Source organism: Nocardia sp. NPDC003693 (genome assembly GCF_053981095.1).
The window spans coordinates 246,950-273,130 of the sequence record NZ_JBSFNO010000005.1 but is presented as its reverse complement, the minus strand read 5'-3'; the positions used below and the strand labels follow the sequence as shown (position 1 = coordinate 273,130).

Sequence of the window (26,181 nt, the reverse complement as noted above, 5' to 3'; positions counted from 1 at the left end):
GCTGGTAGCGCATCACCTTGCCAAGGTGAGGGTCGCGAGTTCGAATCTCGTCATCCGCTCTCAATCTGAAGTTCGCCTCACGAAGGACGAATGTTCCTCTCGCGCAATAGATCTCGCGCACATTCCCGGGCATGTCCACCGCCTTTCGCGGTACCGTTCTCTGGTGACCCCCACGCTCAGCGCCTTCTACGACACTGTGCTCGCCCAGATCAGCAATCCCACCCCGGAGACACCCCCGGTGGCCGACAAGCTCATGAAGCTCGTCCGGTACTTCACGTGGTTCATCCTGCTGTCCGGCGTTATGGCCATCACCTACGCGGGCGGTCGCTTCGCCTGGGAGAAGTGGTCCGGCGGCGGCCTGGCCTCGCCCAAGATGGTCGCGGGCGCCATGATCGGCGGGGTGATCGCCACCAGCGCCGGAACGATCATGAACGCGGCCATCGGATAACCGGCTCACCTCCCGCGCTCTGTCGGCCCCCGCGGTTACGCTCTGTTCAGGCTCGGTCGAACAGACTGGCGAACAACGGTAGGGGCCGCGGTGGGCAGTAGTGAACGGGACAGCACGTCCTTCGGACTCGAGGACGTCAACGAGGCCCTGTCCGCGCTGACCGTCGAAGCCGCCACCGAACGACCGCGCGACGGCGCGGTCATCACCTGCCGCCTGGGCCTGGACGGCGAGAACCCCGAAACCCTCACGCTGCTGGGCGCCCGCTTCGGCGTGTCCCGAGACCGCGCCCGGCAGCTCTACACCCGCGCCATCGGCCAGATGATCCGCCAGCACCGGGCCACCGGCGCGACCGATCTCGGCGTGTTCGCCGAGCGCTATCCCGTCGGCTGGGGCGATGAGCGCCTGGTGCGCACGCTGCTGGCCGAAACCTACGCCACCGATACCGATATCGTCGCCCAGGACTGGGCGTATCTGAAGCTGCGCCTGGCCGGGCACGAGCTCCAGGACGCGAAACGCGTGGCGGGCTTCGTGTTCCAGCGGATCGCGGGCTGGCAGCAGAAGGGCCGCTGGCACCTGCTGCCGCCGCAGCAGCGCGAGGAGATACCCGCCGACATCTGGAATCCGTGGCTGCGCCGCGTGGAATGGGCGGACGGCTCCCCCGCCGAGCTGCCCGACACCGTCGCGCGCACGCTGGATCTGGCCGATGACGGGCGCGGGCACATGTACTCCGAAAAGCTCGGGCGGGAAACGACTTTCGACACCGGTCTGCAGGCGCGGCTGTTCCGGCAGCTGGACGGCAGCGAACGGGTCGAGACGTTCCGGGAGTACCCCGCCGAGCTGGTCTACGACATCGACGGCAGCGAGCGGCTGCACCATCCGGCCGCGGTCGCACGGTTCACCGACGGCCGCGTGGTCCTGATCGACGTGATACCGCTGGGGCACACCGCGTTCCACGCCAGCCGGGCCAAGGCCGCCGCCGGACGGGCCTACGCGCACGCGCACAACTGGGGGTGGGTCGTGTGGACCGGCGGCGACCAGGGCGTGGCCGAACTGGCCGAGCGCGAGGTCGCCGCCCGCCACGAGAACCTGCTGCGCAATCGCCTGGCCGAGGGGCCGCTGTCGTGGGCGGAGTTGCGCGGCTATCGCGCCGACACCGGGATGGAACTGCTGGACCTCGCCGCGCTCACCCTGCGTCACGGCTGGCGCTGGGATCGCGGGCCGTTCCGGCTGTCGCGCGGCTGAGTCCGGGACGGGCCCGTCAGGCGGGTTCGGGCTGCCCGGTGGTGCTGTCGAGGTCGTCGGCGCTGAGCCACAGGTACCCGTCCGCGTCGAGGTAGCCGGCGGCCGCGGTGTCGTAGTAGCCGGGGAAGCGTTTGAGGTAGGTGGCGACGAAGCGGTCGTCGTCGCGCCAGAGGGTGCGCGGCGCGCCCGGGGGTAGGGGCAGTTTCAGCACCACGTGTCCCGGAATGCCGTGCGGGACTTGGCGTCCGGCGGCGTCCAGGATCTCGACGCGGCAGCCGGGCAGCGGGCGGGCGACCGAGCCCGGCTTGCCGGTCAGCAGGCCCGCGCCGAGGGTGTTGGCGGCCGGCGGCCAGCCCGCCTCGGGCTGGAACCAGGTATCGATGACCGGGCAGCCGAAGACCCGCTCCGCCCAGTCCAGCAGGTCGGGCTCGGCGGGTTCACCGGTCAGGAAGACGCCACGCAGTCCACCGTGGGGATTCGGCGATTCGGGATGAACCGCGCGGCGGATGCGGCGCAGGGTCTCCGGTGTGGTGGACAGGACGCCGACACCGTGGTCGGCGATGACCCGGGCGAAGGCGCCGGCGTCGGGGGTGCCGGTCGCCGAGCCCTCGTACAGCAGGGTCGTGCAGCCGCTGACGAGTGCGCCGTAGACGGTGAGGGAATGTCCCGTGACCGCACCCGGGTGCGCGTCGGCCCAGAAAACGTCGCCGGGGCCGGCGCCGAACACGTCGCGCACCGCCCAGCGCAGACCCGCGAGGTAGCCGCCCGTATCCCGCACCACCGCTTCCGGTTTGCCGACGCCGGCGGAGGTGTGGAGCAGGTAGAGCGGATGGCCGGACTCGACCGGGATCGGGGCGCGCGCGGTGGCCACGGCCATGAGCTGGGCCCAGTCCAGGTCACGCGGGGTCAACGCGATCGGCGCCTCGGGGCGCTGCAGGACCACGCAGTGCCGGGGCCGATGGGCCGAATCCGCCAGGGCCGCGTCGACCACCGCTTTGTAGGGGGTCGGCTCACGGGTCTCGAAACCCGCGGAGGCCGTGAGGATCACGCCGGGGGCGGTGTGCTCGATGCGCTCGCGCAGCACCTCCCGCGGCACGCTGGGGACCACGACGTGGGTGATGCCGCGCCGCGCGCAGGCCAGCATGGCGACGATGGTCTGCGGCACCGCGGGCATGTGGATCAGGACCGTGTCACCGGTGCGGACCCGCAGATCGTCCAGGACGCCGGCGAATCGGGCCACCTCGTGCAGCAGCCGCCGATAGGTGATGGTCTGCGCGGCGCCCGTGACCGGACTATCGAAGACGATCGCCGGGGTCTCGCCGCGGCCCTCGAGGACGTGGCGGTCCACGCAGTTCTCCGCCGCGTTGAGGCAGCCGCCCGGAAACCACTGCTGCAGGGGCGCGTTGTCGCTGTCCAGCACGGTATTCCAGCGGCGAGTCCACACGAGCTCGGCGGCCCGGTCCGCCCAGAAACGCTCCGGATTCTCCGCCCACGACTGATACACGGTGTCGAACATGATGAAACATTACTGTTTCATAAGCGTTGCCGAGGGGCATATCTCACAGGATGAGAGCCAATGACGTTCGACCCCTGCGCTTTCCGCCGCCATGATATCGAAACTCGCTGCCGGACAAGCGGATCTACAGCAGACGACGGATCAGACGATCACCAGTCCGGCCGCGATGAAGGTGACGATGATCAGCAGCGCGAACCAGCTGATCAACTGCCAGTGCTGGATCGCCGCCTTCTGGCCCGCCACCGTGATGCGCAGGGTCGCGTCCACCCGGTTGTGATCGGCCAGCTTGCGGCGCGCCTGGGCTAGATCGTCGGCCTGCTGCTGCGCCGCGAGCTCCGCCCGCTCGAGCCGATGAGTCAGTCGCACCAGCTGCTTCGCCTTGTCGCGCGTGGCCTTTCGAGCCACCGCCAGGGCCGTGCGCTGATTCGTGAGCTCCTGGCGCTGGCGTGCGATGACCGTCGCCTGTGTCCGCGTGTGCCGTTCCCAGTCGGTCACCGTCGCCCACCCTCCCGTGTGTTCGTCACGGAAGCCGTAGGCGAGCTCTTCCGCGACCCAGTCGCTGATGAAATCTCGCAGCTCACTACAGGATTGGTCGGGCGAGACCACACCGCCCGGTCCGGCCGCCAGCAAGCCGCCCACCGTACGGTAGTCGCATGCCTCGGCGGCGAAGTCGTCCAGGGCCAGCGCGGGCAGCTGGGAGATCCACCAGCCGGGCGGGCAGATCCACAGCACCTCGGTGCAGCCGCTGGTGCGCAGCGCGGCGGTGGTCGCGCGCGCCGCCGCCAGCTCGGGAGCGGACGTGGACACCTCGATGGCGCAGATGCGATCGCCCTTGCGCCACAGCACATCCGGGGTCGAGGTACCGATGGCCACGTCGACCTGCGCGTCGACCCCGGCCGTCGCCAGCCGGCTGCGCAGCCAGTACTTGAAGCGCTGCGCGTCCCAGCGACAGGCCACGCAGCCGGGCTCGCGACAGCGGTCACCCGGTGTGTGACCGCGCGAATCCGCCCCGGGGGACGTCGGATTCGGGTCCGGATCAGCGAGAGCCACCGATCGACCAGGTGGAACTTCCACTCGCCTCGTACTCACACGATCACCGCCCCAGCCACTTCATCATGAACCGCTTCCGTAGAGCCCGGAAACCACCGGTCCACGCCTTACAACAAGAGTGCCGCAGCACCGGTGCACTCAGTCGGGAAAGCGACCATATTCGTTACCCAACCGCGAGCGCGGCGTGATCAAGGGCCGGGCGGAATGTTATCGCGACACGAGATGCCGGTACTCGTTGCCATCGCTACTCTTTCCGGATGATTCACCCGCCCACCCCCGTCCCGCAACCGCGGGCCGCGCGCGCCGCGAACTCGGCGGCCTTCGCGCTGCAGGGCTTCTTCCTGGCCGTCGTGCTCACCGAACTGCCGCAGCAGCGCGATCTGTTCGGGCTCACCGACGAGCACATCGTAGCCGCGGTCGCCCTGATCTCCCTGTTGGCCGGCGGCGGCAGCATCGCCGCGGAGCGGCTGGCACTGCGCCGGTCGAGCCGGACCGCGCTGCGGCTGGGCCTGTTGCTGATCGCGGCCTCGGGCGTGGGCGTGGCCTGCGCGCCCAACCGGCTCGTGCTGTTCGCCGTGCTGGGCGTGTACGGCGTGGCGGTCGGCATGGTCGACGCCGGAACCAATATGCAGGCGGTGTTCATCCAGCACGGCTACGGCCGGTTCATTCTGTCCTCCTTCTACGCGGCGTGGAGCGCGGGGGCGATCACCGGCGCGCTGTGCGTCTCGGTCTTCGAAGAGTTCGACCTCTCCCTGCGGGTATCGGTGCTGATCGCGGCCGCGATCGTGCTGGCCGTCACGCTCGCGGCCGGGCCGAGGTTGCTGTCGGCGGCGGACGCCGAGGCCGGGCCCGCCGAATCGGCGCCCGGCGGAACCGATTCCGGCGCAGCGGTTCCCACCCGGCTGTTTCTGGCCGTCGGCATCGTGCTGGCGCTGGCCTTCGCCATCGACTTCGCCGTCGGCAACTGGTCGGCGCTGTACCTGACCGATGTGCTGGCGGCCTCCACGTCCACGGCCCCCCTCGCGCTGGCGGCCTACCAGGGCGCGTCGCTGCTCGGCCGGCTCACCGGGGACCTGTGGGTCCGGCGGTTCGGGCCGCGCGCGGTGGTGCGCGTGGCCTCGATCATCGGCTCGGCCGGACTGGCGATCGTGGTGGCCGCACCCGATCCGACCGTGGCCATCGCCGGATTCCTCATCGCCGGAATCGGATTGCCGCTCATCGCGCCGCTGTGCTTCAGCGAGGCCGGCCAGCTCACCAGCGGCCGCGGCCTGGACTCGGTGATCGCGCGGCTCAACCTGTTCAACTACGCGGGCACGCTCGTGGGCGGGGTGGTGGTGGGCGCGCTGGCCGCGGTCACCGATCTGCGCGGCGGCCTGGCGGTGCCGCTGCTGTTCGCGCTGGCGCTCATCGGCGGCGCGCAGGTCTTCCACGCGAGCGCGGGCGTGCGGGCCGCGCCCGCGCCACCGACGGCGGGGCATGTTTCACTGGACAAGTGAGCAACTTTCCAGTGACCGTCGAACGGGCCGACATCCCGGATGCCGCCGAGCTGGGCGAGGTCGCCGCCGCCACCTTTCCCCTGGCCTGCCCGCCGGAATCCACCGCCGCCGACATCGCCGCCTTCATCGAGCAGTGGCTCTCGGCCGAACGATTCCGCGAATATCTGAAGGACCCCGCGCGGATCGTGCTCAAGGCCCTGTCCGATGGACAGATCGTCGGCTACGCACTGCTCAATGCCGGAGAGCCCGCCGATCCGGACGTGGCCGCCGTGATCGAACTCCGCCCGGTGACCGAGCTCAGCAAGATCTACGTCCTGCCCGCACACCACGGCGACGGCGTCGCGGCCGCCCTCATGCGGGCCGCGCTGGACGCGGCCCGCGCGGACGGCAGCGCCGGGGTGTGGCTGGGCGTGAACCAGCAGAACGCGCGCGCCCAGCGCTTCTACGGCAAACAGGGATTCGAGATCGCGGGCACCAAAACCTTTCTGGTCGGTTCGCAGCGGCATCACGACTACGTCATGCGGCTGACGTTCCGATCTGTCCCGCACCCAATTCCAGGTGACGGCCCCGGAATCGCGCGCGCATCCGCCGATCGTGCGTGACCAGCACGACCGCGCCCGCGAAACCCTCCAGCGCCCGCTCCAGGTCCTCGACCAGGGCCGGGGACAGGTGGTTGGTCGGCTCGTCCAGCAGCAGCAGATCGGCGGGATCGCTGACCAGGCGCGCCAATTCGACGCGCCTGCGCTGGCCGTAGGACAGTTCCTCGAGCCGCAGGCCCAGCTCCGCGGGACGGAACAGGCCGAGGGACAACAGCTCGTCGGTGTACTCGTCCGGGTAACCGACCCGGCCGTGGGCGTACGCCTCGAGCACCGTGCGCCGGGGCGGCCACGGTGATTCGTCCTGCCGCAGGTGACCGACCCGGCCGTGCCGGACCACCACCCCGGCGTCCGGGGTGAGCTCCCCGGCCAGCAGCCGCAGCAGCGTCGTCTTGCCCGCGCCGTTGGGACCGGTCACCAGCAGCCGGTCGGCCGCGTCGAGCCGCAGTTCGTCCAGCGACAGGCGGCCGTCGACGCGGATTCCCGCGAGTTCGGCCACCGGCGCGCCCGCCAGGTCGCCGGCCACCACCGGCTCCGCGCCGAAGCGCAGTGGATCCGGCGGCGGCGCAACGGGGTTCGAACTCAGCCGAGCCACCCGCTCCTTCGCGTTGCGCACCCGGGACATGGCCCCGTGCGCGCGCCCGCGCGCCCGGAACGGACCCGCCGCGAAGTTGGCGAGCGGCAGTTTGCGCGGAATCGCCTCCAGCCGAGCCACATTCGACTCCGCCAGGCGGCGATTGCGCGCCATCTCCGCCCGCCATTCGTCGTGTTCGAACTGCTGCCTGCGCCGTTCGGCGGCCTTGGCGGTCAGGTAGCCCGCGTAGCCGTTGCCGTGCCGGGACACCCGCCCGGCCTCGACCTCGACCACCACCGCCGTGATGCGCTCGAGGAAGACGCGGTCGTGGGTGACCGCGACGACGGTGCCGCGGTGGGCGCGCAGTTCGCGCTCGAGCCATTCCACCGCCTCGAGATCGAGGTCGTTGGTCGGCTCGTCGAGCAGCAGCAGTTCCGGCGCGGAGGCGAGGGTTCCCGCCAGCGCCAGCCGGCGGCGTTCACCGCCGGAGAGCGTGCCCAGCAGGCGGTTCCGGTCCAGGCCGGGCAGGCCCACACCGGTCAGCGCCGCGTCTACGCGGTGTTCGATCCGATAGCCGCCGCGGGCTTCGAAGCGGGCCGCCAGTTCCTCGTAGCGCTCGAGCCGCCTACCGAGCGATCCCGGTGCGACCAGGGCCGCTTCGGCCGCGCGGAGACGCTGTTCGAGTTCACGCAGCTCCGCGAGGGACAGATCGATGGCGTCGGCGACGGTCGCGGTCGGCGGCAGGTCCAGGGTTTGCGCCAGATAGCCTGTCCCGCCGGGTGATTGCACGATCACATCGCCGTTGTCGGGGAGTTCGCGACCGGCGATCAGCCGCAGCAGGGTCGACTTCCCGGACCCGTTGTCGCCGACCACGCCGACCTTGTCGCCGGGCCGGATGGACAGTGAGATCGCGTCGAGCACGATGCGGTCGTCGTAGCGCTTGGTGACGTCGGAGAGGGTGAGTTGCGCGGTGCGCATGGCAGGCTCCTGTTCTCGGCGCGGACGCGCCGGATCACTGTGGGAAGCCGCGCGAGAAGGCAACGCCGAGTGGCGAATTCGCGGGGCGGGGAGACGTCGCGGAGCAGAGCTCTACGCGGCGTGGCGATTACAGCGAAATGAAGAACACATGCATGAGGTGTCCGAAGTTAGCCAAGTCCCACGGGAGCGTCAACCCCCTTTTTCCGGCGAGTTCCGGAGCCACCGAAGTTGACATGTTTTCCATGTTCAGTCGAGACTGAACAGATCGCATTCGCCCGGCTCGCCTCCGAAAGGACGACTCGACCCATGACCAGCGCCGCATCGGATCCGCACGACGGCCCCGCCCCCACCGCGGCGCAACTGGCCTTCGTCGAGGATTTCGCGCTGGTCCTCGAACGCATGGGACTGGTGCGGATGGCCGGGCGCGCGGCGGGGTGGCTCCTGGTCTGCACCCCGCCCGAGCAGACCTTCAACCAGATCACCGACGCGCTGCAGGCGTCCAAGGGCTCGATCTCGAGCGCGCTCAAGACGCTGACCACGATGGGCTGGGTCGACAAGACCACCAAGCCGGGCAATCGGCGCGACTACTACACCATCCGGCCGGGCATCCTGCCCGAGCTCACCCGCCAGCAGACCGCGATGTACGCCGGACTCACGGCCATGACCCAGCGCGGACTGCGACTGTTCGACGATCCGGACGGCGAGCAGGCCGCCCGGGTGCGCGACATGCACGAGTTCTTCGTGTGGATGGCCCGGGAGATGCCCGCCATGCTCGACCGCTGGGACGACGAGCAGCGCGGTTAGAGCGGGCCGGGCGCGGTCGATCCGGCGCCGCCGAGCAGGTGCACGATGGAACTGACGTACGCCTCGAGGCGCTCGCGGGGATAGCGCTGGGGATCGCTCACCGCCAGGCCGCCCAGCATCTCCGCCACCGCGAGCAGCGAATTCGTCAGCAGGGCGGAATCCATTGCGGCCCACCGCTGGTCGAGCGCCGCGCCCATGCGGATGAGAGCCTCGGCCTGATCGAAGATTCCGGTGCGCGAACTACGCAGGGCCGCGCGGTACTCCTGCGGCGCGGTGCCGGGACTGGCCAGGATCAGCCGCCAGCGCGTCGGATTCTCCAGCACGACGCCGACGAACGCGGTGACCGTGCGTGAGGCGACCTCCACCGGATCGGCGCCGAGCAGGTCCGCGGGCAGGGTCTCCACGACCTGTTCCAGGCCGCGTTCGAGTTCGCGTTCGAGCAGCGCCTCGACCAGCTCGGCCCGGGTCTTGAACACGGTGTACAGCACCGGTTTTCCCACGCCGGCCTCCTGCGCGACGGCCTCCATGCTCAGTTCGTGCAGCTCGGCCCGGCCCAGGACCGCGAAGGCGGCGTCCAGCAACTGGGCGCGGCGCTGCTCGGGAGGCAGGCGCGGCGCGTAACGACGCCGCGGCCGTTCGGTCGCCGTTCGTGAATCCATCGGTTCGATCCTGCCTTCGACTGGTCGATTGTCGGTAATCCTACGCGACCGTTGTATTCCACCCCCGCAATTGCTACGGTGGCGTTGTATTCGTTCGGAACGAGCAGCCCCTTCCGGCGAGCAGCCCCACAAGGAGTCAACGATGAGCTTCGACCCGACCACCCTTCGCCGGGACGACTACGGATTCTTCGGACCCGGTTCGCCCAGCTGGAAGGTCTGGACCGCGCCGACCGCGGTCATCGGCTTCCAGCGCGCGGTCGTCCTCGAGCACTTCGACCCGTTCCTGACCGCCTCGGTCGCGGACTCGCGCGGGATCTACAGCGATCCGCGCGGCCGCCTGGACCGGACCTTCTCCTACTTCCTGCTGGTGGCCATCGCCGACGGCCGCACCGCCATCCAGGCCTCGGAACACCTCATGCAGGTGCACGCGCCGATGACCGGTATCGAGCCCATCACCGGCAAGCGCTACGCCGCCAACAGCCCGGAAACCCAGCTGTGGATCCACCTCACCGGCTGGCACTCGGTGCTCAAGGCGTACGAGGTCTACGGGCCCGGCAAACTCAGCGCCGCGGACGAGGCCCGGTACTGGGAGGAGTGCGCCATCGCCGCCGAACTCCAGACCTGCAGGCGCGAGGACGTTCCGCTCACCCGCGAGGGCATCCGCGCCTACTTCGAACAGGTACGCCCGCGGCTGTGCACCTCCGTGCGGGCCGAGGAGGGCATGCATCACCTGCTGCGCACCTCCACCCGCAACGGCTCGGGGCTCGGGTACTACCTCGGCAGCCGGCTGCTGTCGCTGCCCACCGCGGCGCTGACCCCGATGTGGATGCGAAAGCTGGGGCGCTACAACGTGCCTCGCATCGTCGATCCGCTGATCAAGCTGCCGGTCAAGCTCATCGTGTGGCTCTTCACGCTGTTCGGCTCGTTCGGGCTCATCAAGGCCGCGCCGTTCGTGGCGCCCATGGCGGGACAGATCCTGAAACAGCACCTGTCCAAGGATCTGCCCACCGCGCTCGAGACGATCACCCCCGAGCGCGCCCGAGAGCTGTACAGCCTGCGCGGGTCCCGCGCCCCGATCGCCGAGGCGAGTTAGCACAACCGCCGCGGGACAACCGCGAGAACGGCTGTCAGGACAGCAGTTTCGCCTTCAGCGCGGCGACATCGTCGGCGCTCAGGCCGAGACCGTCGCGCACGTAGTTGTCGAAGCTGCCGTAGCTCAGGTTCGCCTGATCGAAGGCCGCGTCCAGCGCGCCCTGCACGACACCGTTCATCGGGTCGTCGGCCTGGGCGTTGCGGAAGTAGTTCGACAGCAGGTAGTCGTAGTTCACCGTGGCACGGTCCACGCCCAGGATCGTCAGCAGGACCGCGGACGTCCAGCCGGTGCGGTCCTTGCCGGCGGTGCAGTGGAACAGCACCGCGCCCTCGTTGTTCGCGATGTCGCGCAGCACGTCCGCGAACGCCTGGTTCGCGCCCGGGGCGGTGATGAAGGCGCGATACAGATCGGTGCCCGCGGCCAGGGTGGAGGCCATGACCTCCGGCGGCGCCTGGCCGATGACGTCGTTGTGGTACGCGGTGGCCCCGGCCGGAATCCGGTCCACGCCCATCAGCTGCTGCTCGAACCCGGTGCGCAGATCGTGCACCGACTTCACCGCGCGCCCGGACAGATCGGCGAGATCGACATCGGTGGCCTTGCTCAACTCACCGGTGCGGTAGACCAGTCCGGTTCGCACGGTGCGGCCGTCGGCGGTGCGATAGCCGCCCGCGTCCCGCGCGTTCACCACACCCTGCAGATTCAGCGAGCGCTCGGAGATGTCGAGCACGACATTGCCGGTCGAGGCGGGCGGGTCGACCTTCACCGCCGCGGGCGGATCCGCCAGTGCCACGGTCGGCAACGCGCCCAGCGACAGCGCGGAGGCCAGCACCAGGGAGGCGCCGAGCTTGCGGGTTCGGATCATTCAACTTCCCTTTCTCGATCTCCCGGCTCGTGGCCGGGCGGGGTCAGGACGCCGCCGCCTGCACCTCGAACCGGGACAGCGCCAGCAGGCGCGAGATGGCACGCAGGTACTTCTTGCGGTAGCCGCCGTCGAGCATCTCGGCGGAGAAGATCTGGTCCAGCTTGGCGCCGGACACGGTGACGGGGGTGCCCGCGTCGTACAGGCGGTCCGCCAGCACCACCACGCGCAGCGCAACAGCCTGATCGGTGACCGTGTGCACGCCGTCGATGTACACCGCGGACACGTCGTGGATCAGGGCGTTGTACCGCGAGGGATGCAGGGTCGCCAGATGCTTGAGCAGCGCGTCGAAATCGTCGAGCGTGGAACCCGGTGTGGCGGCGGCCTTCTCGGCCAGCACCGCGGAGGCGGTCGGCTCGGGGGCGGGCGGCAGATCGCGGTGCCGGTAGTCCGGGCCGTCGACGCGGATGGGCTCGAACAGCGAACCCAGCTTCTTGATCTCGCGCATGAAGTCCGAGGCGGCGAACCGGCCCTCGCCCAGCTGACCGGGCAGGGTGTTGGAGGTGGCCACGATCGACACACCGCGCGCGGTCAGCTCCGAGAGCAGCCGCGAGACCAGCATCGTGTCGCCCGGATCGTCGAGTTCGAACTCGTCGATGCACAGCACGCTGTTGCCGGCCAGGCGCTCGACGGTTTTGTTGAAGCCCAGGGCGCCGACCAGATTGGTCACCTCGCCGAAGGTGCCGAAGCTCTTGGGACCCGGCACGCTGTGGAAGATCGAGGCCAGCAGGTGGGTCTTACCCACGCCGAAGCCGCCGTCCAGGTACAGGCCGATGCCCGAGACCTGCTTCTTCTTGCCGAAGAGCGGCTTCTTGGCCGCGGCCTTGTGCAGCTTGGTGACCGCGTGGGCGAATTCCTCCGCCTTTTTCACGGCCGCGGCCTGCGAGGGCTCCTTCGGATCCGGGATGTACGAGGCGAAACTGACCTCATCGAACGTGGGCGGGGGAACCATCTGGGCCACCAGCTGGTCAGCCGGAACCTCCGGGTGGCGATCGACGAGGCGTTGTTGCACCGGACAAGCGTACGGACGTGGTGGAATCGGTCCTCATGCAGCGTATGCCCAATGCGATCCAGCTCACAGATCTCACGCACGACGACCTGGTGCGCCTGTACACCTACCCGGTCGGACCGCAGGCGCCGTACGTGCGGATCAACTTCGTCACCAGCATCGACGGCGCGGCGTCGCTGGAGGGCCGCTCGGGCGGCCTGGGCACGCCCGCGGACAAGCGGGTATTCGGCATACTGCGCGACCTGGCCGACGTCGTCGTGGTCGGGGCCGGCACCGCGCGCGCGGAGAATTACGGGGCGGCGCATACGGATTCGCACCTGCGGACCCGGCTGTACCACCACGGCATGGGCGGTGATCCCGACGGCGCGCCGCCGCGCATCGCGGTGGTGACCGCCGGCGCCGCGCTCGATCCGCGCAGCAGACTCTTCACCGACGCCGGGGCCCGGCCCCTGATCATCACCACCGCCGCCGCGCCCGCCGCGCGGCTGCGCGAACTCGCCGACGCGGGCGGGGAAATCGTGCAGGCGGGCGAGACGAGCGTGAGCCCGGCCGGACTGCTCGCGGCGCTCGAGACCCTGCGACTACGGCGCGTGCTGTGCGAGGGCGGGCCCGCGCTGTTCGGCGATCTGATCACCGCGCAGGCGGTCGACGAGCTGTGCCTGACCATCTCTCCCCTGCTGGTCGGCGGGAACGAGCGGCGAATCGCCGTGTCCCCCAATGCCATGCCCACCCCCATGGCGTGCCGGCAGCTGATCTTCGCCGAGGACGGCACGATTCTCACCCGGTGGACGCGCGCGCACACCCTGTAGCTGAAACCGGGCGCCGGACCTGGCAGGCTGTAGCGCATGCGCTGGACTCGGGCCGCTCTGGTGGCGTCCACACTCTCCCTGCTGGTGACCACCGCGTGTGGCGCCGGTCCGTCGAATCGGCCGGACGTCGCCGTGGAACGGCCGCATCAGGCCGGGGTCGCGGAAACCACCGCGCCCGGCGAACCCGCGCCGCCCGCCCCCGAGGTGCCCAAATCCGAACTGTCCTGGCACGACTGCACGGTGCCGAGCTTCAATCTGCTGTCCCTGGGCACGCCGCCCGCCGGGCTCGTGCTCGAATGCGCCGAGTACACCACCCAGGTCGACGCCGCGGGATCGGTGTCGGGCAACTTCCGCACCGCGGCCATGCGCGCTCGCTATGACCGCACCCCCAAGGACGCGGCGCCGCTGGTGCTGACCTCGGGCTCGGACCGCGCCTCCACCGCGACCCTGGCCGCGCTCGCCGCCGGGCCCGCCGGACCGCTGCTGGCCACCCGGCCCATCGTCGCGGTCGACCGGCGCGGCATCGGCAGCTCACAGCCGGTCAACTGCCTCACCCCGGAGCTGCGCAGGGAGATCGCCGAACAGGCCCAATTCACGCGCGGTGCAACCGATCCGGTGGACGCGGTGGCCGAGGCCAGCCAGGACGCCACCATCGAGTGCCTGGACTTCCTGTCCCCCGCCCAGGGCACCTTCGACGCCGGGCACGCCGCCGACGACATCGACCAGCTGCGCCGCACCTGGCAGGTCGATCAGATCGCACTGCTCGGCACCGGGCAGGGCGCGGCCGTGGCGCTGAGCTACGCCCGCAAGTACGGCGAACACCTGGGCAGGCTGGTGCTGGACTCCCCGCAGGCGGTCGGGCTGGACGCGGTGGGCAGCGCCGAACAGCGGGTCAAGGGCGCCGAGGCCGCGCTGACCGCGTACGCCCAGCGCTGCGCGGCACTGAACTGCGCGCTCGGAGCGGATCCGCGCGCGGCCGTCGCCGACCTGGTGAACCGGGCCGGGAACGGGGCGTTCGGTGATCTGGCCGCGTCCAGTCTGGTCACCACGCTCAACGGCTTCCTGGGCGACCCGCGCACCCAGCAGAACGCGCAGATCACCGAATTCGCCGACGCCCTGGCCGCTCTCGGGCGCGGCGACCGCGGGCCCATCACCCCGTTCGTGCAGCGCGAGACCGCGGCCATCGCCAACGACGGTCAATACGTGAACCGGTGCAGCGACAACTCCCAGCCCGCGACCCCCGGGCGCGCCAAGGAACTGCTCGGCGCCTGGGGCGCGAGCTACCCGGTGTTCGGCCGGAACGCGGCGATCGATCTGATGTCCTGCTCGGCGTGGCCCGCGGCCGCGCCCATGGGACTGCCCGAGAAGTTCGAGCGGCCGACGCTCGTGCTCGGCGGCATCGCCGACCCGGTGGCCGGCACCGACGGCCGCCCCTCGGTCACCGGCGTGCTCGGCGCGGCGGGCGCGCGCACCGCGACCGTGGTGTGGCAGGGCTGGGGTCACCCGACCTTCGCGCACTCGGGCTGCGCACAGCAGGCGGTGGCCGACTATCTGAAGGACGCGACGCTGCCCGCCGACGGGACCGCCTGCCCGGCGTGATGTGGGTCGCAGTGGCACAACCGGGCTACGACCGGGCGGTCCGGTGTGCGCCACGGCATGATTTCGGCGGGTCCGCGCACCCGTGACCGTGCCTTTCGGTGTACCGTGCCCGAGTGTTCCTTCGCCAGCTCGAGCCCCGAACCGCGCGCACCACCGCCGAGGTATTGAACTTCGCCCTGTGGCCGTTAGCGGTCCTGACCGTGCTGAACCGCGTCTTCATCAAGGCCGTCAACGGGTACATCACCGATGACTACCGGCCGGTCTATCAGGCGTCGCTGGCATTTCTGAACCATCGGCCCATCTACAACGCCAATTTCGACTCGGTCGACCCGCACTACCTGTACCCGCCGAGCGGGACGCTGATCATCGCGCCGCTGGCCCTGATCGATCCGGAGAAGTCGCGCTGGGCCTTCATCGGGCTCAACGCGATCGCGATCATCGCCGCCGGGTATCTGCTGCTGCGGCTGTTCGACTTCACGCTGAGCTCGGTCGCCGCGCCCGCGCTGCTGCTGGCCATGTTCGCCTCCGAGACGGTCACCAACACGCTGATCTTCACCAATATCAACGGCTGCCTGCTGCTGGCGATGATGGTGTTCCTGCGATTCATGCTGGCGCGCAAGGATCTCTGGGCCGGTGTGGCGATGGGATTGGCGATCTCGGTGAAGGGCCCGCTGCTCGCGCCGCTGCTGTTGATCGCGCTCGCCCGGGGTCAGTGGAAGATCTTCATCACCGCGCTCGGCATCCCGGTGGCGCTGAATCTGGCGGCCTGGCCGCTCATCGTGGACTACACCGAGTTCTGGAAGCACACGCTGCCGTACCTGAGCGAGTCGCGGGACTACTTCAACAGCGCGATCGTCGGCAATGCCGGGTACTACGGCGTCGCGGACTGGCTGACCTGGGTCATCCGCATCACCCTCGGTGTGCTGGTGCTGATTTCGCTGTGGCTGCTGTACCGGTACTACCGGCAGGACGAGGTCTTCTTCGTCTGCACCACCTCGGGACTGCTGATCGCGGGCACGCTGCTGCTGGGCTCGCTGGGGCAGATGTACTACTCGATGTTCCTGTTCCCCATGATCATGACCGTGGTGCTGAAGAACTCGGTGCTGCGCAACTGGCCCGCGTGGGTGGCGATCTTCGGGTTCCTGTCCTACGACAAGTGGCTCTCGGACCGCTGGCAGAGCACCGGGCGCACCCTGGAATACCTGCGCACCACCTTCGGCTGGGGGCTGCTGCTCATCGTCACCTTCTGCGTGCTGGGCGAGCGGTACCTGTCCGCGCGCCGCGAGGGCCGCCTGCGCGACGGGCAGACCCTGGACCCGGCGTGGATGCACCCCGAGCCGGAGCCCGCGCCCGGACCCGCGGCGGAGCCGGTGATCGGCAGCAAGCCCCGCCCGGCCGTCCCCGAGCCCGTGACCACCTGATTCGGGCACGCACTTGCGCGAAGTATTAGCGTGTAACCATGAGTTCCGACGCTGATACTTCGCTACCGGCACCGCGCATCCAGCTGAGCCCGCAGGAATGGCGAGCCAAGCTGAGCCCGGACGAGTACCGCGTACTGCGGGAAGCGGGCACCGAACGCCCATTCGTCGGTGAGTACACCGATACCGAGACCGAGGGCGTCTACGCCTGCCGGGCGTGCGGGGCCGAATTGTTCCGCAGCAGCGAGAAGTTCCATTCGCACTGCGGCTGGCCGTCGTTCTTCGATCCGGCGAAGTCCGACGCGGTCATCCTCAAGGCCGACGACTCGCTGGGCATGCGCCGGGTCGAGGTGCTGTGCGCCAACTGCCACAGCCACCTCGGCCACGTCTTCGAGGGCGAGGGCTACGACACCCCCACCGACAAGCGGTACTGCATCAACTCGATCTCGCTGCGACTCGAGCCGGCGGCGGACGCCGCCGGCTGAGATCGGTCAGCGGCTCAGGGCCTGGAACCTGCGGACCGCGAGCTGGCGCTCGAGGCGGTCGGCGACGATCAGCCTCGCGGCCACCTTCGGCAGCCACATCGTTCGACAGCCTGACGGGACCATCCGGCGTTCGCTCGCTGATCGATCGCGGGCTCGGGGGTCGGTTCGGCGCGGTCAGGAGCGCGGATACGCCGCCGGATATATTCGATCGAGTATCCAATCGATCGGGGGGCGATGAACGAGCCTGACGAACACGATCCGCTGTCCGCGACGAACCGGCGGGAAACGTCGATGGATCGTTCGGAGAGTGGTGCGGGGTCGCCGCAGGAATCCACCGTGATGGCTCAGCATGCTCATTCCCCGCGGTGGGCGCTGGCAATGGCGGCAGTGGTGGCGATCTCGGCGATTGTGGCGATTCTGTTCAGACTCATCGGTATTGGAGGCGAAGGGAAGAACTTCGCGGCGGGAGAAGCGAGTTCGGCCCGCGATACCGTCGACTCCGCGGTACAACCCGTCGACTCCACGACGGAAGCCGTTGCCCCCGAGACAATCACGGTGGGAGGCGGGGACCGCTCCGAAGGTATGGTCTTCGCGGATCGGACAGCACCGCTGCTGTATGTGGTGAACGCTGCCGGATACACGGCGAACGGGGGCCCTGAGACGGCGGCATTGTCGATCGTCGATCTGACCACCCGCTCGGTGACCACGAGACTGCCGCTGCCCTCGTATCCGCGAGATGTCGCGGTCGACTCGGTCACGCACACCGTCTATGTCGTGACAGGTACGTTCGAGCCCACCACCGGGGGTGTCGTCACCGTCATCGACGCCATGGCCGGGGCGATCACCGCCGAAATCCCCACCGGCAAGAACTCGTGGGATGTCGAAGTCGACGAAAACACCCATACCGCTTACGTTCTCAACTGCGGTCGATTCTGCACCGTCGCGAGTTCGCCGGATGAGATCAGCACATTGTCCGTGATCCCGTGGGGTGCCGCCGAGGCGGACCCGGCGGTTCCGTTCGGCAGCGACGTGAGGTATTTCGCGCTCGACGCGGCGATGAGTCGTGCCTATACCGCGAGCGGCGCGGACAGTCTCGACGTCATCGATCTGGCGACCAACACCGTCGTTTCCTCGATCACGCTGCCCCATGGTGCGTCGCACATCCACTTCGATCAAAACACCCGGCAGGCAGTTACGACGCAGTTGCGTTGGGAGGAAATACTGGCGGTGGATATCGACAAGGCCACCAGCACGGCGATCGACAGCGGCAGGGACGGAAATCAGGGCTGCTTTCAGTATCAACTCCCGTATCGACGAGCCTTCGACGGTGCTGGACACACGCTCTACAGTTCCTGCCCCGACAAAGGCGGGGTCATCGCCTACGACACGGTGACAGGAGCACTGACCGACACGATCCAGGTCGCCGACGCATCGGGTATCGCCTTCGATCCGTCGACCAACACCCTGTTCGTTTACGGAGGCAAAGAGGGCGTGGTCACCATCATCGCTCGCCCGCCGGTGAAGTGACCGGCGATGCTCGTGCTGTGCTCGACGCGTGACCGGGTCGACTGCCGCATGGCAAATAGTCTCAGCGGGACGAGTTTTCGGATCAGGGTCGAAGACGGTCGTCTGGGTGGGCTTATCTCGGGGTGCGAGGCCGACGGTGGTGTTGTCAGGGAAGGAAGCTTCAGGGCAGCCGGCTTGGGCCCGCCACTGGGAGTGCGGGTTGGTGGTGGTGTTCGGGGTGGTTCTTCTCGGATCATGGGGGGACACGATTCGTGGTGCGGCGGTGTCGGACTCGTGGTTCGGTGCGGGTCGCGGTGAATCCCGGACGGAATGGGGACCGGTGGTGGACGACCTACGTGGGCGGGTGGCGGAGCTGTTGTGTGTCGCGGCGCAATTGCACGGGTTTGCGGCTCGGGTGGATGGGGAGGGGGATGTGCGGGTGATGACCGGGGCGGCCGAGGCGCTGGTTTTCTATCCGGACAATCTGATGCGCACCGTTGCTGCTGCGCCGCAACAGGATTGGGCTGCGCTGGTCGCGGACCATCTGGCCACCCTGTTGAGCAACTACAGCGCCGATCGGATCACACCGCTGAAGGAAGAGAGGTTCTCCGAGATACAGGGGTTGATTCGTACCCGGCTCTATCCGGAGTCCTCCGAAGAGGCGCGGATCTGTGTGTGCAGGCCGGTGGCGTACGGGCTGACGCAGCGGATTGTGCTCGACAGCGTGAACACGATCGCGCAGGTCACTCCCGACCTGCCGGGGCGCTGGAATGTCGGCGAGGACGAGCTTTTCGCTGTCGCCGAGCGCAATACCCGTGCCGGCGCACCGCTGTCGGTCCTGCCGGCGGGGTTCCCCGAAGGCGTTCCGCCGTGGTTCCAGCTCGCCGGCGCGGACTACACCAGCGCCGAGGCGTTGTGGCTCGGGGACTACGCCGATGTCATCGGCCGGGCCGGTGCTCTGTTCGCGATCGCCTCGGAGGGCACGATCCGGGCGGCTCCGATCAACGGCGTGGATGTGCTCGAGGCCGCGCACGTGCTGGGCTCGCTGACCGCGCATCACTTCGTGAACGATCCACGGCCGATAAGCCCGCACGTCTACCGATGGCACGACGGGCACATCGAGTTGGCCATCCACATCCGATCCACGTCCGACGGCCTCGAGCTGTATCCCACCGACGAATTCTGGATGGTGATGAACCGGCTCGGATGAATCCTCCGATGCGCTCGTCTGCTCGGATCCCGGGACCGGCGACGGTCACCGGCCGGCGGAGCCGCCGAAGAGCGGGAGCACGAGTCCGGCCGAGCCCGAGATGGAACCGGAGTTCAGGGAGCTGCCGATGACATTGCACGTGGTCGCGACCGCGGATCCCACCGACCACTCCAGATCCGGGTAGGCGGACGGGTTGGGCGGGCAGATGCTGACATTCACCGAACGCGACGAGGAGCCCTGGGTGACCGTGAACGTGTAGGCGCCCACGGCCGGCGGGGTCCACCAGATCGTGGTGAATCCGCTGAGCCCGTCCGAACTGTCGGACGGTGTGCCCTGACCGACGACGGTGCCGTTGATCGACAGGGTCACCGGGCTGAGCCGGTCCGCCCCGCCGGTCGTGACCGAGATATCGCAGGGCACGGACGGTACACCGCAGCCGGTGCCGAACGATTTGATGGAGGCTTGGGCGGACGGGGCCAGCAGGGCCGGCAGCACGAGCGCAGGCGCGCAGAGCAGCCCGGCGACCGCGACCCGGGAAGAGTTGATCATGGCGGGATGATATTCGAAGGGGCTGTGTTTCAAATATGAAGCGCTGCCCATGGTTTCAGGGGCCCCGGTCGAGTGACGCGACCACGGCCAGGTGACGCGAATCGGGCAGCACCCATTGGATGCTGCCCGATTCGAATTGGGAATGGCTGTCACGCAGTGTGTTTCACACAGTCACGGCCGTGCCGGTCATCTACTCAAGCTCTGGAACCTGCGGACCGCGAGCGGCAGGAAGATCGCGGTCAGGATCGCGGGCCACACCACGGCCATCAGCAGCGCGTGCTGCTCGATCCAGGAATCACCGCTACCGACCGGCGAGCCGAACAGCTCGCGGGTCGCGGCGGAGGTCGAGGAGATCGGGTTCCAGGCCGCGATCGCGCCCAGCCAGCTCGGCATCAGTTGCGGGGCAACGAAAATGCTGGAGATCATGGTCAGCGGGAACGCCACCGCGAAGAGGTTGCCCGCGGCCTCCGGGTTCGGCACCATGAGGCCGAGCCAGACGCCGAGCCAGATCAGCGCGAACCGCAGCCACAGCAGCAGCGCGAAAGCGACCAGGCCGCCGAGGAATCCGCCCTCGGGCCGCCAGCCGATGACCACCGCGGTGAGCATCAGGATGAGCAGTTCGGCGCAGGCCAGGATCAGGTCCGTGATGCCGCGGCCGGCCACCACGGCCGAGGACGCCATGGGCATGGACCGGAAGCGATCGATGACGCCGTTCGAGGCGTCGTGGACCACGATGGTCGCGGTGTTGATGAAGCCGAAGGCCATGGTCATCACGAACATGCCGGGCATGAGGAAGCTGCGGTAGTCCCCGCCGCCCGGCACGCTCATGGCGCTGCCGAACACGTAGCCGTACAGCAGCACCGACAGAATCGGGAAGCCGAGCTGCCAGGCGATGTTCACCGGCTGGCGCTGGTAGTGGGTCAGCCCGCGCCGCACCACGTTCCAACTGTCGGCTACCGCCCAGTAGACCCGGGAACGGTCCTGGATCGAATCGGGTGTGCTCATCGGGCGGCCTCCGCGTCGGCTGTGGTGCGATGTCCGGTCAGGTGCAGGAACACGTCGTCCAGGCTGGGGCGGCGCACACCGATGTCGTCGACGCCGATGCCCTCGTCGGCTAGCGTGCGGGCCGCCGCGGTGAGCGCGCCGACCCTATCGGTGACGCGGGCCCGCACCACGTGCTCGGCCTCGTCGATCTCGGGCTCGCCCGCGCTCACCCGGTCCAGCACCTTGGCGACCAGACGCAGATCGGCGGTGTACGAGACCACCTCGAGCAGATCGCTGCCGACGCTGCTCTTGAGCCTGTCCGCGGTGTCGTCGGCGATGGCCCGGCCCTGATCGATGACGGTGATGTGCGAGGCCAGCCGGTCGGCTTCCTCGAGGTACTGCGTGGTGAGCAGTACGGTTGTGCCGTCGGCGACCAAGGCGCGCACCGATTCCCACACTTCGCCGCGGCTGCGCGGATCGAGGCCGGTGGTCGGCTCGTCGAGGAAGAGCACATCCGGCGACAGGATCATGGACGCGGCCAGATCGAGCCGGCGGCGCATGCCGCCGCTGTAGCCGCCCACGCCCTTGTCCGCGGCGGCGGTGAGGTCGAAGCGTTCGAGCAGTTCGACCGCCCGGGTCTTGGCGCGGGCGCCGCCGAGATGGAAGAGCCTGCCGAACATCTCGAGGTTCTGCCTGCCGGTCAGCACCTCGTCCACGGCCGCGTACTGACCCGTGAGGCCGATGCGGGCCCGGAGTTCGCGCGGCTGGCCGGCGACGTCCAGACCCGCCACGGTGGCGCGGCCGCCGTCGAGCCGCACGAGGGTGGACAGGATCCGCACGGCGGTGGTCTTGCCCGCGCCGTTCGGGCCGAGCAGCCCGTGCACCGTGCCGCGGCGCACGGTCAGATCGAATCCGTCGAGGGCGCGTTTGTCCCCGTATCGCTTCTCGAGCCCCTCGGCTCGTATGGCGTAGTCGTTCACTCTTCTCCCCTTGGACCAGCGCGTCCGTTAACTGAGTACGTTGTACCCGATTTAGAGTACAACGTACCCAGTTCTCTGCCAACCGATTAAGCTGAAGCCCATGACGACCGAGGCCAGCGGTAGCGGCGACCTGAGCCGCACCCTCGATTTGCTCTGGGATTCCGGGCCGCGACCCAGTCGCGGGCCCAAACCCGGCCTGACCCTCGACCGCATCGTCGAGGCCGCGATAGACGTCGCCGATGCCGAAGGGCTGGAGGCGGTCACGATGCGACGGGTCGCGACCGAACTCGGGAAGGGCGCGATGTCGCTCTACCGCTACGTACCGGGCAAGGCCGAACTGCTGGACCTCATGCTGGACCGCGTCCAGCGCCCCTACGATCCCGAATTCCTCGGCGAGGGCTGGCGGGACGCGCTCGAGGCGCTGGCGCACGGCACGCTCGCGCTCTATCGCGAGCACCCGTGGCTCATTCAGGTCAACCAGACGCGACCGGTGCTGGGCCCCAGCGCGATCGAGAGCCTCGAACGCGTCGTGTCCCGGCTGACGCCGATGGGCCTGCCCGACCCCGAACTGATCGCGGCGATCACCATGATCGACAACTACGTGGTCGGCGCGGCCCGCAGCCAGATGTACCAGCGCGACGCCGAACGCAAATCCGGCATGACCGACGACGAGTTCTGGACCGCGCAGGTCCCCTACATCGAACGGGCCATGGCGACCGGGAACTATCCCACGATGGCGGGACTGTCCGAGGACGCCTTCGGGTCCTTCGACCATTTCACCTTCGGCCTGCGGCGCATCCTGGACGGATTGCAGGCGTACGTGGACGGTCACCCCCGGTAGCGCCGCACCCCGGGTGGCGGCCGCCGGCGCACCGATTACCCTGGGGCCGTGCGCAGCAGCCGAGGTCGCGGGACGAGCGCGCGAGCCGGGCTCGCGCGCGTGCTCGCCGTCCTGGCCGCGCTGATCGGGCTGGCGCTGCTGCAGAGTTCGCCCTGCCTGGATCAGGCGGGGACCGCGGCGGCGCACGCACTCGCGCACGGGACCGCCGACCCGGGTTCCGGTCTCGACGCCGCACCGGCGCCGAGCGGTGCCGATCTTTTCGAGGCCGCCGTCGGCGCGCTCGACATCGAGTCGCCCGCACCGGATTTCGACGTGCCGGTCGAGCTCGCCGCGTGGTGCGTGGCCGTGCTGATCGCCGCGCTGGCGCTGCTGGCCCGCAGGACCGGTCACACCTGGGCGCTGTCCGCTCCGGTGCGCGCGGGACCGGACATCCGGGCCGTCCATCACCCACGCCGGGCGTACAGCCTGGCCATGCTCTGCGTGCTGCGCACGTAGAGAGCACGGCACTCCCCCACCTTCCCGAGGGTGAGCCGCCGCCCGGCCCCGCGAATTCGGCGTGCCCGCACGCGAATCCGTCGCGCCGCGATCGCGGTGTGCAGTGCCGTACCGCCGCCGCGGTGCTCCGTCCGCGGCGGTGATCCGTGCCGATTCGTGCGTGCCCGGACACCGGCGCCACCCTCACCTCCTTTCCGCATCTCGGAATTCACCCGTGAGGAAGACCCGTGTCAGACAAACCAGCCCGCTCGCCCCAGCGCGAAAACAACTCTCCCCAAACGCAAGCAGGCGCCCGGCGCACCCGGAACCCGATGATCGCGGCGGTCATCGTCGCCGTCCTCTGCGTGGCGACCGTGATCATCGTCTCGGTCCGGTACGAGAAGAAGCCGGCGGACCTGCCCGCCGTCGAGGCCGTCGCGGCCGGTCCGCTGGTGCGCGAGAACAGCCATCGGCTCGGGGCCGCCGTACCGGGCGCGGTGACGCTGGTGGAGTTCCTCGACTTCGAATGCGAGGCCTGCGCGGCCGCCTTCCCGCTCGTGGAGGATCTGCGCACCAAGTACGCGGGGCGGGTGAACTTCGTCGTGCGCTACTTCCCGATCCCCTCGCACGTCAACGCCGAGCGCGCGGCCCGCGCCGTGGAGGCCGCGGCCGCGCAGGGCGCGTTCGAGGGCATGTACAAGGCCATGTACCGGAACCAGGCGCGGTGGGGCGAGCAGCGCGTGGCCAAGGACGACGAATTCCGGCTCTTCGCACAGGAACTCGGCCTGGACATCGCGCGCTGGGAGGCAGACTACAACGCGCCCGCCACCCTGGAACGCGTGCGGCAGGACTTCGAGGACGGCCGCGCGCTCGGGGTGCGCGGCACGCCGACCTTCTTCCTGGACGGGGTCCAGCTGCGCCCGCGCACCGCCGCAGACTTCACCGGCGCCATCGATGCCGCACTCGCCGAGTAGCGCCCTGGCGTTCGCCGGATTCGACGTGCCCTCGGCGCCACCGTCGTTCGGAACGATGCTGGCGTGGGATCCGCAGCCGCTGCCGGTGTTGCCGATCCTCGCGTTCGTGGCGGCGGCAATCTACCTGCTCGGGGTGGCGCGGTTGCGCCGGGTGGTGCGACGACCGTGGGCGTGGTGGCGGACGGCGTGTTTCCTCATCGGGTGTGCCGTACTGGCCCTGGTCACCGGGCTCGGGATCGAGGGCTACGGGTACAAGGTGTTCAGCGCCTTCATGTTCCAGCATCTGACGCTGTCCATGGTGGTGCCGCCCTTGCTGGTCTGGGGCTCCCCCGGTGTCCTGCTGCTGCGGGCCACCCCGCGGCGAGGCGTGGGGCGGACGGTCCTCGCGCTGGCGCTGGGCGGGCTGCGCACCCGGGCCGCCCGGGTGCTGTTGCACCCGGCGGTGACGATCCCGGTGTTCCTGATCAGCTACTACGGGGTCTATCTGACCGGTGTGCTGGACGTGCTGGGCACCTCGTTCGCCGGGCACCTGCTGCTGCAGGTGTTCTTCCTGGCGAGCGGGATCCTGTTCGTGGTGCCGGTGCTGTCCACCGGTCCGCTGCCGGTGCGCCAGACCAACCTGGGGCGCTTCTTCGATCTGTTCGTGGAGATGCCGCTGCACGTGTTCATCGGCGTCATCCTCATGATGGCCCCGGCGCCGATGATCGGGCTGTTCACCGATCCGCCCGCGGCCTGGAACCTGGACGTGCTCGCCGATCAGAAGTTCGCGGGCGGGCTCGCCTGGTCGTACGGCGAACCCGTCGCGCTGATCGTGGTGATCGTGTTCGCCGTGCGCTGGCGGCGGGACGAGGTGCGGGAGAACACGATCGCCGAGAAGTACGCCGACGACGAGTTGCGCGCGTACAACGCCTATCTCGACGGATTGCGGCGCGGGGCGGGGCGGGCGATCTAGCCGATGCCGGCGAACGCCGCGGCCGCCACCGCGGCGTCGCCGCGCGGCGACGGGTGGAACGGCAGACCGACCATGTTCACCTTCGGGTCGAGCACGCCCAGCAGCCAGGGGTCGGCCGAGCACAGGCCGTGGCCGGCGGTCGCCGCGCGGGCGTCGACGAAGTCGATCGAGAGCAGCCGCGCCGCTTCGCGTTCGGCGGCGTCGAGCCGGTTCCAGAACTCGTCGATGGCGCCGGCGCGCGGCTGCACGTACCGGGCGACGCCAGCCACGTCCAGGCACCAGGTGGTCGAATCGGCCGGGGCCAGTTCGGGATAGCCGACGAGCTGGATCTTGGCGTTGGGCGCGAAGTACTTCACGTAGTCCACGACCTTGCGGACGCGTTCGGCGTAGGCCTGCCCGGTGATCGCGTCCAGCCGGGGCCAGCGCTCCTGGGCGGCGGCGGTATCGACGTCGCAGCCCTGCTCCATGTTGAACGCGCACATCAGCTGGGTCGGCGCGTCGGCGGCGGTGGCCGAGTCGCGCGGCCACGCGTCGTTGGCGCCGAGTTGCAGGGCGACCAGGCGGGTGCGCGGGCCGAACGCGCCGTTCGCGGCGGCCTTGATCGCCAACTGCGACAGCGTGTATCCGTCGCGGCCCGGCAGCTCCTCGCCGGTGGAGGTCACCGGTCCGGTGTCGATGGAGGCGTTGGTGCAGGTGGCGTTCTCGAAATCCGGGGTTCCGGCGACGCCCATCAGCGCGCTCAGCTGCACCGGCCACGAGGTGTCGCGGTGCGAGCAGCCGTACGCGGAGGCGTTCTTGTCGCCCTCGCATTTCACCAGCACCCCGTCGCAGGCCGGGTTGGCGGCGAACGAATCACCGAGCACCACCAGCGCGCGGCCCTCCTCGGCGACGGGGTCGGCGTGCGCGGCGCCCATCGAGCCCATCGAGACCGTCGCGGCGAGCAGCGCGACGGCGACGGCCGGTCCGAACCGGCGCGATCGCACGCCCCGCGTCCTGAAAGTGATCAATGCAAGTCC

The 26,181-nt window shown here is 69.4% G+C and carries 26 protein-coding genes; 16 read left to right on the top strand and 10 right to left on the bottom strand.

Going from position 1 to position 26,181, the window contains the following annotated elements; genetic code table 11:
* The first annotated feature begins 163 nt into the window (after positions 1-163).
* Both ACWDOP_RS09400 and ACWDOP_RS09395 read left to right on the top strand, forming a co-directional pair.
* On the top strand, positions 164-448 hold the full coding sequence (locus ACWDOP_RS09400) for a hypothetical protein (RefSeq protein WP_354984179.1): 285 nt from the start codon (positions 164-166) through the stop codon (positions 446-448).
* Positions 449-538: 90 nt separating this feature from the next.
* Positions 539-1,690, top strand: a complete 1,152-nt coding sequence (locus ACWDOP_RS09395) for a hypothetical protein (protein WP_454201985.1) — start codon at positions 539-541, stop codon at positions 1,688-1,690.
* Positions 1,691-1,706: 16 nt separating this feature from the next.
* On the opposite strand, the gene ACWDOP_RS09390 is transcribed toward ACWDOP_RS09395, so the two are convergent.
* Together ACWDOP_RS09390 and ACWDOP_RS09385 are read right to left on the bottom strand one after the other, a co-directional pair.
* Positions 1,707-3,206 (bottom strand): AMP-binding protein, encoded by a 1,500-nt coding sequence (locus ACWDOP_RS09390; protein WP_456344675.1) that lies wholly within the window; start codon positions 3,204-3,206, stop codon positions 1,707-1,709.
* Between the two features lie 141 nt (positions 3,207-3,347).
* Positions 3,348-4,163 (bottom strand): hypothetical protein, encoded by an 816-nt coding sequence (locus ACWDOP_RS09385; RefSeq protein ID WP_456344674.1) that lies wholly within the window; start codon positions 4,161-4,163, stop codon positions 3,348-3,350.
* Between the two features lie 350 nt (positions 4,164-4,513).
* Between ACWDOP_RS09385 and ACWDOP_RS09380 the strand changes: the two genes are divergently transcribed.
* Both ACWDOP_RS09380 and ACWDOP_RS09375 read left to right on the top strand, forming a co-directional pair.
* Complete coding sequence (locus ACWDOP_RS09380; protein ID WP_456344673.1) at positions 4,514-5,752, top strand: MFS transporter; 1,239 nt, start codon at positions 4,514-4,516, stop codon at positions 5,750-5,752.
* Positions 5,749-6,354, top strand: a complete 606-nt coding sequence (locus tag ACWDOP_RS09375) for a GNAT family N-acetyltransferase (protein ID WP_456344672.1) — start codon at positions 5,749-5,751, stop codon at positions 6,352-6,354. The genes ACWDOP_RS09380 and ACWDOP_RS09375 overlap by 4 nt, the downstream gene beginning before the upstream one ends.
* Here the strand turns inward: ACWDOP_RS09375 and ACWDOP_RS09370 are convergent.
* Positions 6,269-7,900, bottom strand: a complete 1,632-nt coding sequence (locus ACWDOP_RS09370) for a TlrC/CarA/OleB/SrmB family ABC-F type ribosomal protection protein (RefSeq protein ID WP_456344671.1) — start codon at positions 7,898-7,900, stop codon at positions 6,269-6,271. The genes ACWDOP_RS09375 and ACWDOP_RS09370 overlap by 86 nt on opposite strands.
* Before the next feature lie 306 nt (positions 7,901-8,206).
* Here ACWDOP_RS09370 and ACWDOP_RS09365 point away from each other — a divergent pair, with 306 nt between their 5' ends.
* Positions 8,207-8,704, top strand: a complete 498-nt coding sequence (locus tag ACWDOP_RS09365) for a GbsR/MarR family transcriptional regulator (RefSeq protein ID WP_456344670.1) — start codon at positions 8,207-8,209, stop codon at positions 8,702-8,704.
* Here the strand turns inward: ACWDOP_RS09365 and ACWDOP_RS09360 are convergent.
* On the bottom strand, positions 8,701-9,363 hold the full coding sequence (locus ACWDOP_RS09360) for a TetR/AcrR family transcriptional regulator (RefSeq protein ID WP_456344669.1): 663 nt from the start codon (positions 9,361-9,363) through the stop codon (positions 8,701-8,703). The genes ACWDOP_RS09365 and ACWDOP_RS09360 overlap by 4 nt on opposite strands.
* Positions 9,364-9,505: 142 nt before the next feature.
* Here ACWDOP_RS09360 and ACWDOP_RS09355 point away from each other — a divergent pair, with 142 nt between their 5' ends.
* Positions 9,506-10,456, top strand: coding sequence for an oxygenase MpaB family protein (locus ACWDOP_RS09355; protein WP_456344668.1), 951 nt, complete (start codon positions 9,506-9,508; stop codon positions 10,454-10,456).
* A 34-nt stretch (positions 10,457-10,490) separates the two neighbouring features.
* On the opposite strand, the gene ACWDOP_RS09350 is transcribed toward ACWDOP_RS09355, so the two are convergent.
* Both ACWDOP_RS09350 and zapE read right to left on the bottom strand, forming a co-directional pair.
* Positions 10,491-11,318 (bottom strand): tyrosine-protein phosphatase, encoded by an 828-nt coding sequence (locus ACWDOP_RS09350; protein WP_456344667.1) that lies wholly within the window; start codon positions 11,316-11,318, stop codon positions 10,491-10,493.
* Between the two features lie 43 nt (positions 11,319-11,361).
* Positions 11,362-12,387, bottom strand: a complete 1,026-nt coding sequence (gene zapE, locus ACWDOP_RS09345; protein ID WP_456344666.1) for a cell division protein ZapE — start codon at positions 12,385-12,387, stop codon at positions 11,362-11,364.
* Positions 12,388-12,404: 17 nt separating this feature from the next.
* Between zapE and ACWDOP_RS09340 the strand changes: the two genes are divergently transcribed.
* The 6 genes from ACWDOP_RS09340 (at position 12,405) to ACWDOP_RS09315 (ending at position 19,411) form a co-directional block, all read left to right on the top strand.
* Positions 12,405-13,193, top strand: a complete 789-nt coding sequence (locus tag ACWDOP_RS09340; protein WP_456344665.1) for a pyrimidine reductase family protein — start codon at positions 12,405-12,407, stop codon at positions 13,191-13,193.
* A 36-nt stretch (positions 13,194-13,229) separates the two neighbouring features.
* A complete protein-coding gene (locus tag ACWDOP_RS09335) occupies positions 13,230-14,792 on the top strand; it encodes an alpha/beta fold hydrolase (RefSeq protein ID WP_456344664.1) in 1,563 nt (520 codons plus the stop codon).
* 113 nt (positions 14,793-14,905) lie between these two features.
* Entirely contained in the window at positions 14,906-16,213 is a 1,308-nt protein-coding gene (locus tag ACWDOP_RS09330; protein ID WP_456344663.1) for a glycosyltransferase family 87 protein, read from the top strand.
* Between the two features lie 38 nt (positions 16,214-16,251).
* Positions 16,252-16,695: a peptide-methionine (R)-S-oxide reductase MsrB gene (gene msrB / locus ACWDOP_RS09325; protein WP_456344662.1), complete on the top strand. Its 444-nt coding sequence runs from the start codon at positions 16,252-16,254 to the stop codon at positions 16,693-16,695.
* Positions 16,696-16,929: 234 nt separating this feature from the next.
* A complete protein-coding gene (locus ACWDOP_RS09320; RefSeq protein WP_456344661.1) occupies positions 16,930-18,222 on the top strand; it encodes a YncE family protein in 1,293 nt (430 codons plus the stop codon).
* A gap of 28 nt (positions 18,223-18,250) precedes the next feature.
* Positions 18,251-19,411, top strand: a complete 1,161-nt coding sequence (locus ACWDOP_RS09315) for a hypothetical protein (RefSeq protein ID WP_456344660.1) — start codon at positions 18,251-18,253, stop codon at positions 19,409-19,411.
* Between the two features lie 45 nt (positions 19,412-19,456).
* Here ACWDOP_RS09315 and ACWDOP_RS09310 read toward each other — a convergent pair whose 3' ends face one another.
* From ACWDOP_RS09310 to ACWDOP_RS09300, 3 genes are all read right to left on the bottom strand, one after another.
* On the bottom strand, positions 19,457-19,960 hold the full coding sequence (locus ACWDOP_RS09310) for a hypothetical protein (protein WP_456344659.1): 504 nt from the start codon (positions 19,958-19,960) through the stop codon (positions 19,457-19,459).
* A gap of 186 nt (positions 19,961-20,146) precedes the next feature.
* Positions 20,147-20,965: an ABC transporter permease gene (locus ACWDOP_RS09305; protein ID WP_456344658.1), complete on the bottom strand. Its 819-nt coding sequence runs from the start codon at positions 20,963-20,965 to the stop codon at positions 20,147-20,149.
* Entirely contained in the window at positions 20,962-21,924 is a 963-nt protein-coding gene (locus ACWDOP_RS09300) for an ATP-binding cassette domain-containing protein (protein ID WP_456344657.1), read from the bottom strand. The genes ACWDOP_RS09305 and ACWDOP_RS09300 overlap by 4 nt, the downstream gene beginning before the upstream one ends.
* Positions 21,925-22,024: 100 nt before the next feature.
* On the opposite strand from ACWDOP_RS09300, the gene ACWDOP_RS09295 reads away from it, so the two are divergent.
* The 4 genes from ACWDOP_RS09295 to ACWDOP_RS09280 all read left to right on the top strand — a co-directional run bounded on the left by ACWDOP_RS09295 (position 22,025) and on the right by ACWDOP_RS09280 (position 25,165).
* A complete protein-coding gene (locus ACWDOP_RS09295) occupies positions 22,025-22,765 on the top strand; it encodes a TetR/AcrR family transcriptional regulator (protein WP_454201966.1) in 741 nt (246 codons plus the stop codon).
* 48 nt (positions 22,766-22,813) lie between these two features.
* Entirely contained in the window at positions 22,814-23,260 is a 447-nt protein-coding gene (locus ACWDOP_RS09290) for a hypothetical protein (protein WP_456344656.1), read from the top strand.
* Positions 23,261-23,487: 227 nt separating this feature from the next.
* Positions 23,488-24,213, top strand: coding sequence for a DsbA family protein (locus ACWDOP_RS09285; protein WP_456344655.1), 726 nt, complete (start codon positions 23,488-23,490; stop codon positions 24,211-24,213).
* Entirely contained in the window at positions 24,194-25,165 is a 972-nt protein-coding gene (locus ACWDOP_RS09280) for a cytochrome c oxidase assembly protein (protein ID WP_456344654.1), read from the top strand. Before ACWDOP_RS09285 ends, ACWDOP_RS09280 begins: the two co-directional genes overlap by 20 nt.
* On the opposite strand, the gene ACWDOP_RS09275 is transcribed toward ACWDOP_RS09280, so the two are convergent.
* The gene (locus ACWDOP_RS09275; RefSeq protein WP_456344653.1) at positions 25,162-26,148 is read right to left on the bottom strand and encodes an SGNH/GDSL hydrolase family protein; all 987 of its coding nucleotides are present in this window, start codon (positions 26,146-26,148) and stop codon (positions 25,162-25,164) included. The two genes, ACWDOP_RS09280 and ACWDOP_RS09275, sit on opposite strands and share 4 nt — an antisense overlap.
* Between the last annotated feature and the right edge of the window lie 33 nt (positions 26,149-26,181).

What these genes read in the sequence shown, in the direction of transcription:
- ACWDOP_RS09390 (WP_456344675.1), bottom strand. Translation starts at nt 3,206, where the DNA reads ATGTTCGACACCGTGTATCAGTCGTGGGCGGAGAATCCGGAGCGTTTC.
- ACWDOP_RS09380 (WP_456344673.1), top strand. Translation starts at nt 4,514, where the DNA reads ATGATTCACCCGCCCACCCCCGTCCCGCAACCGCGGGCCGCGCGCGCC.
- ACWDOP_RS09370 (WP_456344671.1), bottom strand. Translation starts at nt 7,900, where the DNA reads ATGCGCACCGCGCAACTCACCCTCTCCGACGTCACCAAGCGCTACGAC.
- ACWDOP_RS09365 (WP_456344670.1), top strand. Translation starts at nt 8,207, where the DNA reads ATGACCAGCGCCGCATCGGATCCGCACGACGGCCCCGCCCCCACCGCG.
- ACWDOP_RS09360 (WP_456344669.1), bottom strand. Translation starts at nt 9,363, where the DNA reads ATGGATTCACGAACGGCGACCGAACGGCCGCGGCGTCGTTACGCGCCG.
- ACWDOP_RS09355 (WP_456344668.1), top strand. Translation starts at nt 9,506, where the DNA reads ATGAGCTTCGACCCGACCACCCTTCGCCGGGACGACTACGGATTCTTC.
- ACWDOP_RS09350 (WP_456344667.1), bottom strand. Translation starts at nt 11,318, where the DNA reads ATGATCCGAACCCGCAAGCTCGGCGCCTCCCTGGTGCTGGCCTCCGCG.
- ACWDOP_RS09335 (WP_456344664.1), top strand. Translation starts at nt 13,230, where the DNA reads ATGCGCTGGACTCGGGCCGCTCTGGTGGCGTCCACACTCTCCCTGCTG.
- msrB (WP_456344662.1), top strand. Translation starts at nt 16,252, where the DNA reads ATGAGTTCCGACGCTGATACTTCGCTACCGGCACCGCGCATCCAGCTG.
- ACWDOP_RS09320 (WP_456344661.1), top strand. Translation starts at nt 16,930, where the DNA reads ATGAACGAGCCTGACGAACACGATCCGCTGTCCGCGACGAACCGGCGG.
- ACWDOP_RS09310 (WP_456344659.1), bottom strand. Translation starts at nt 19,960, where the DNA reads ATGATCAACTCTTCCCGGGTCGCGGTCGCCGGGCTGCTCTGCGCGCCT.
- ACWDOP_RS09305 (WP_456344658.1), bottom strand. Translation starts at nt 20,965, where the DNA reads ATGAGCACACCCGATTCGATCCAGGACCGTTCCCGGGTCTACTGGGCG.
- ACWDOP_RS09295 (WP_454201966.1), top strand. Translation starts at nt 22,025, where the DNA reads ATGACGACCGAGGCCAGCGGTAGCGGCGACCTGAGCCGCACCCTCGAT.
- ACWDOP_RS09280 (WP_456344654.1), top strand. Translation starts at nt 24,194, where the DNA reads ATGCCGCACTCGCCGAGTAGCGCCCTGGCGTTCGCCGGATTCGACGTG.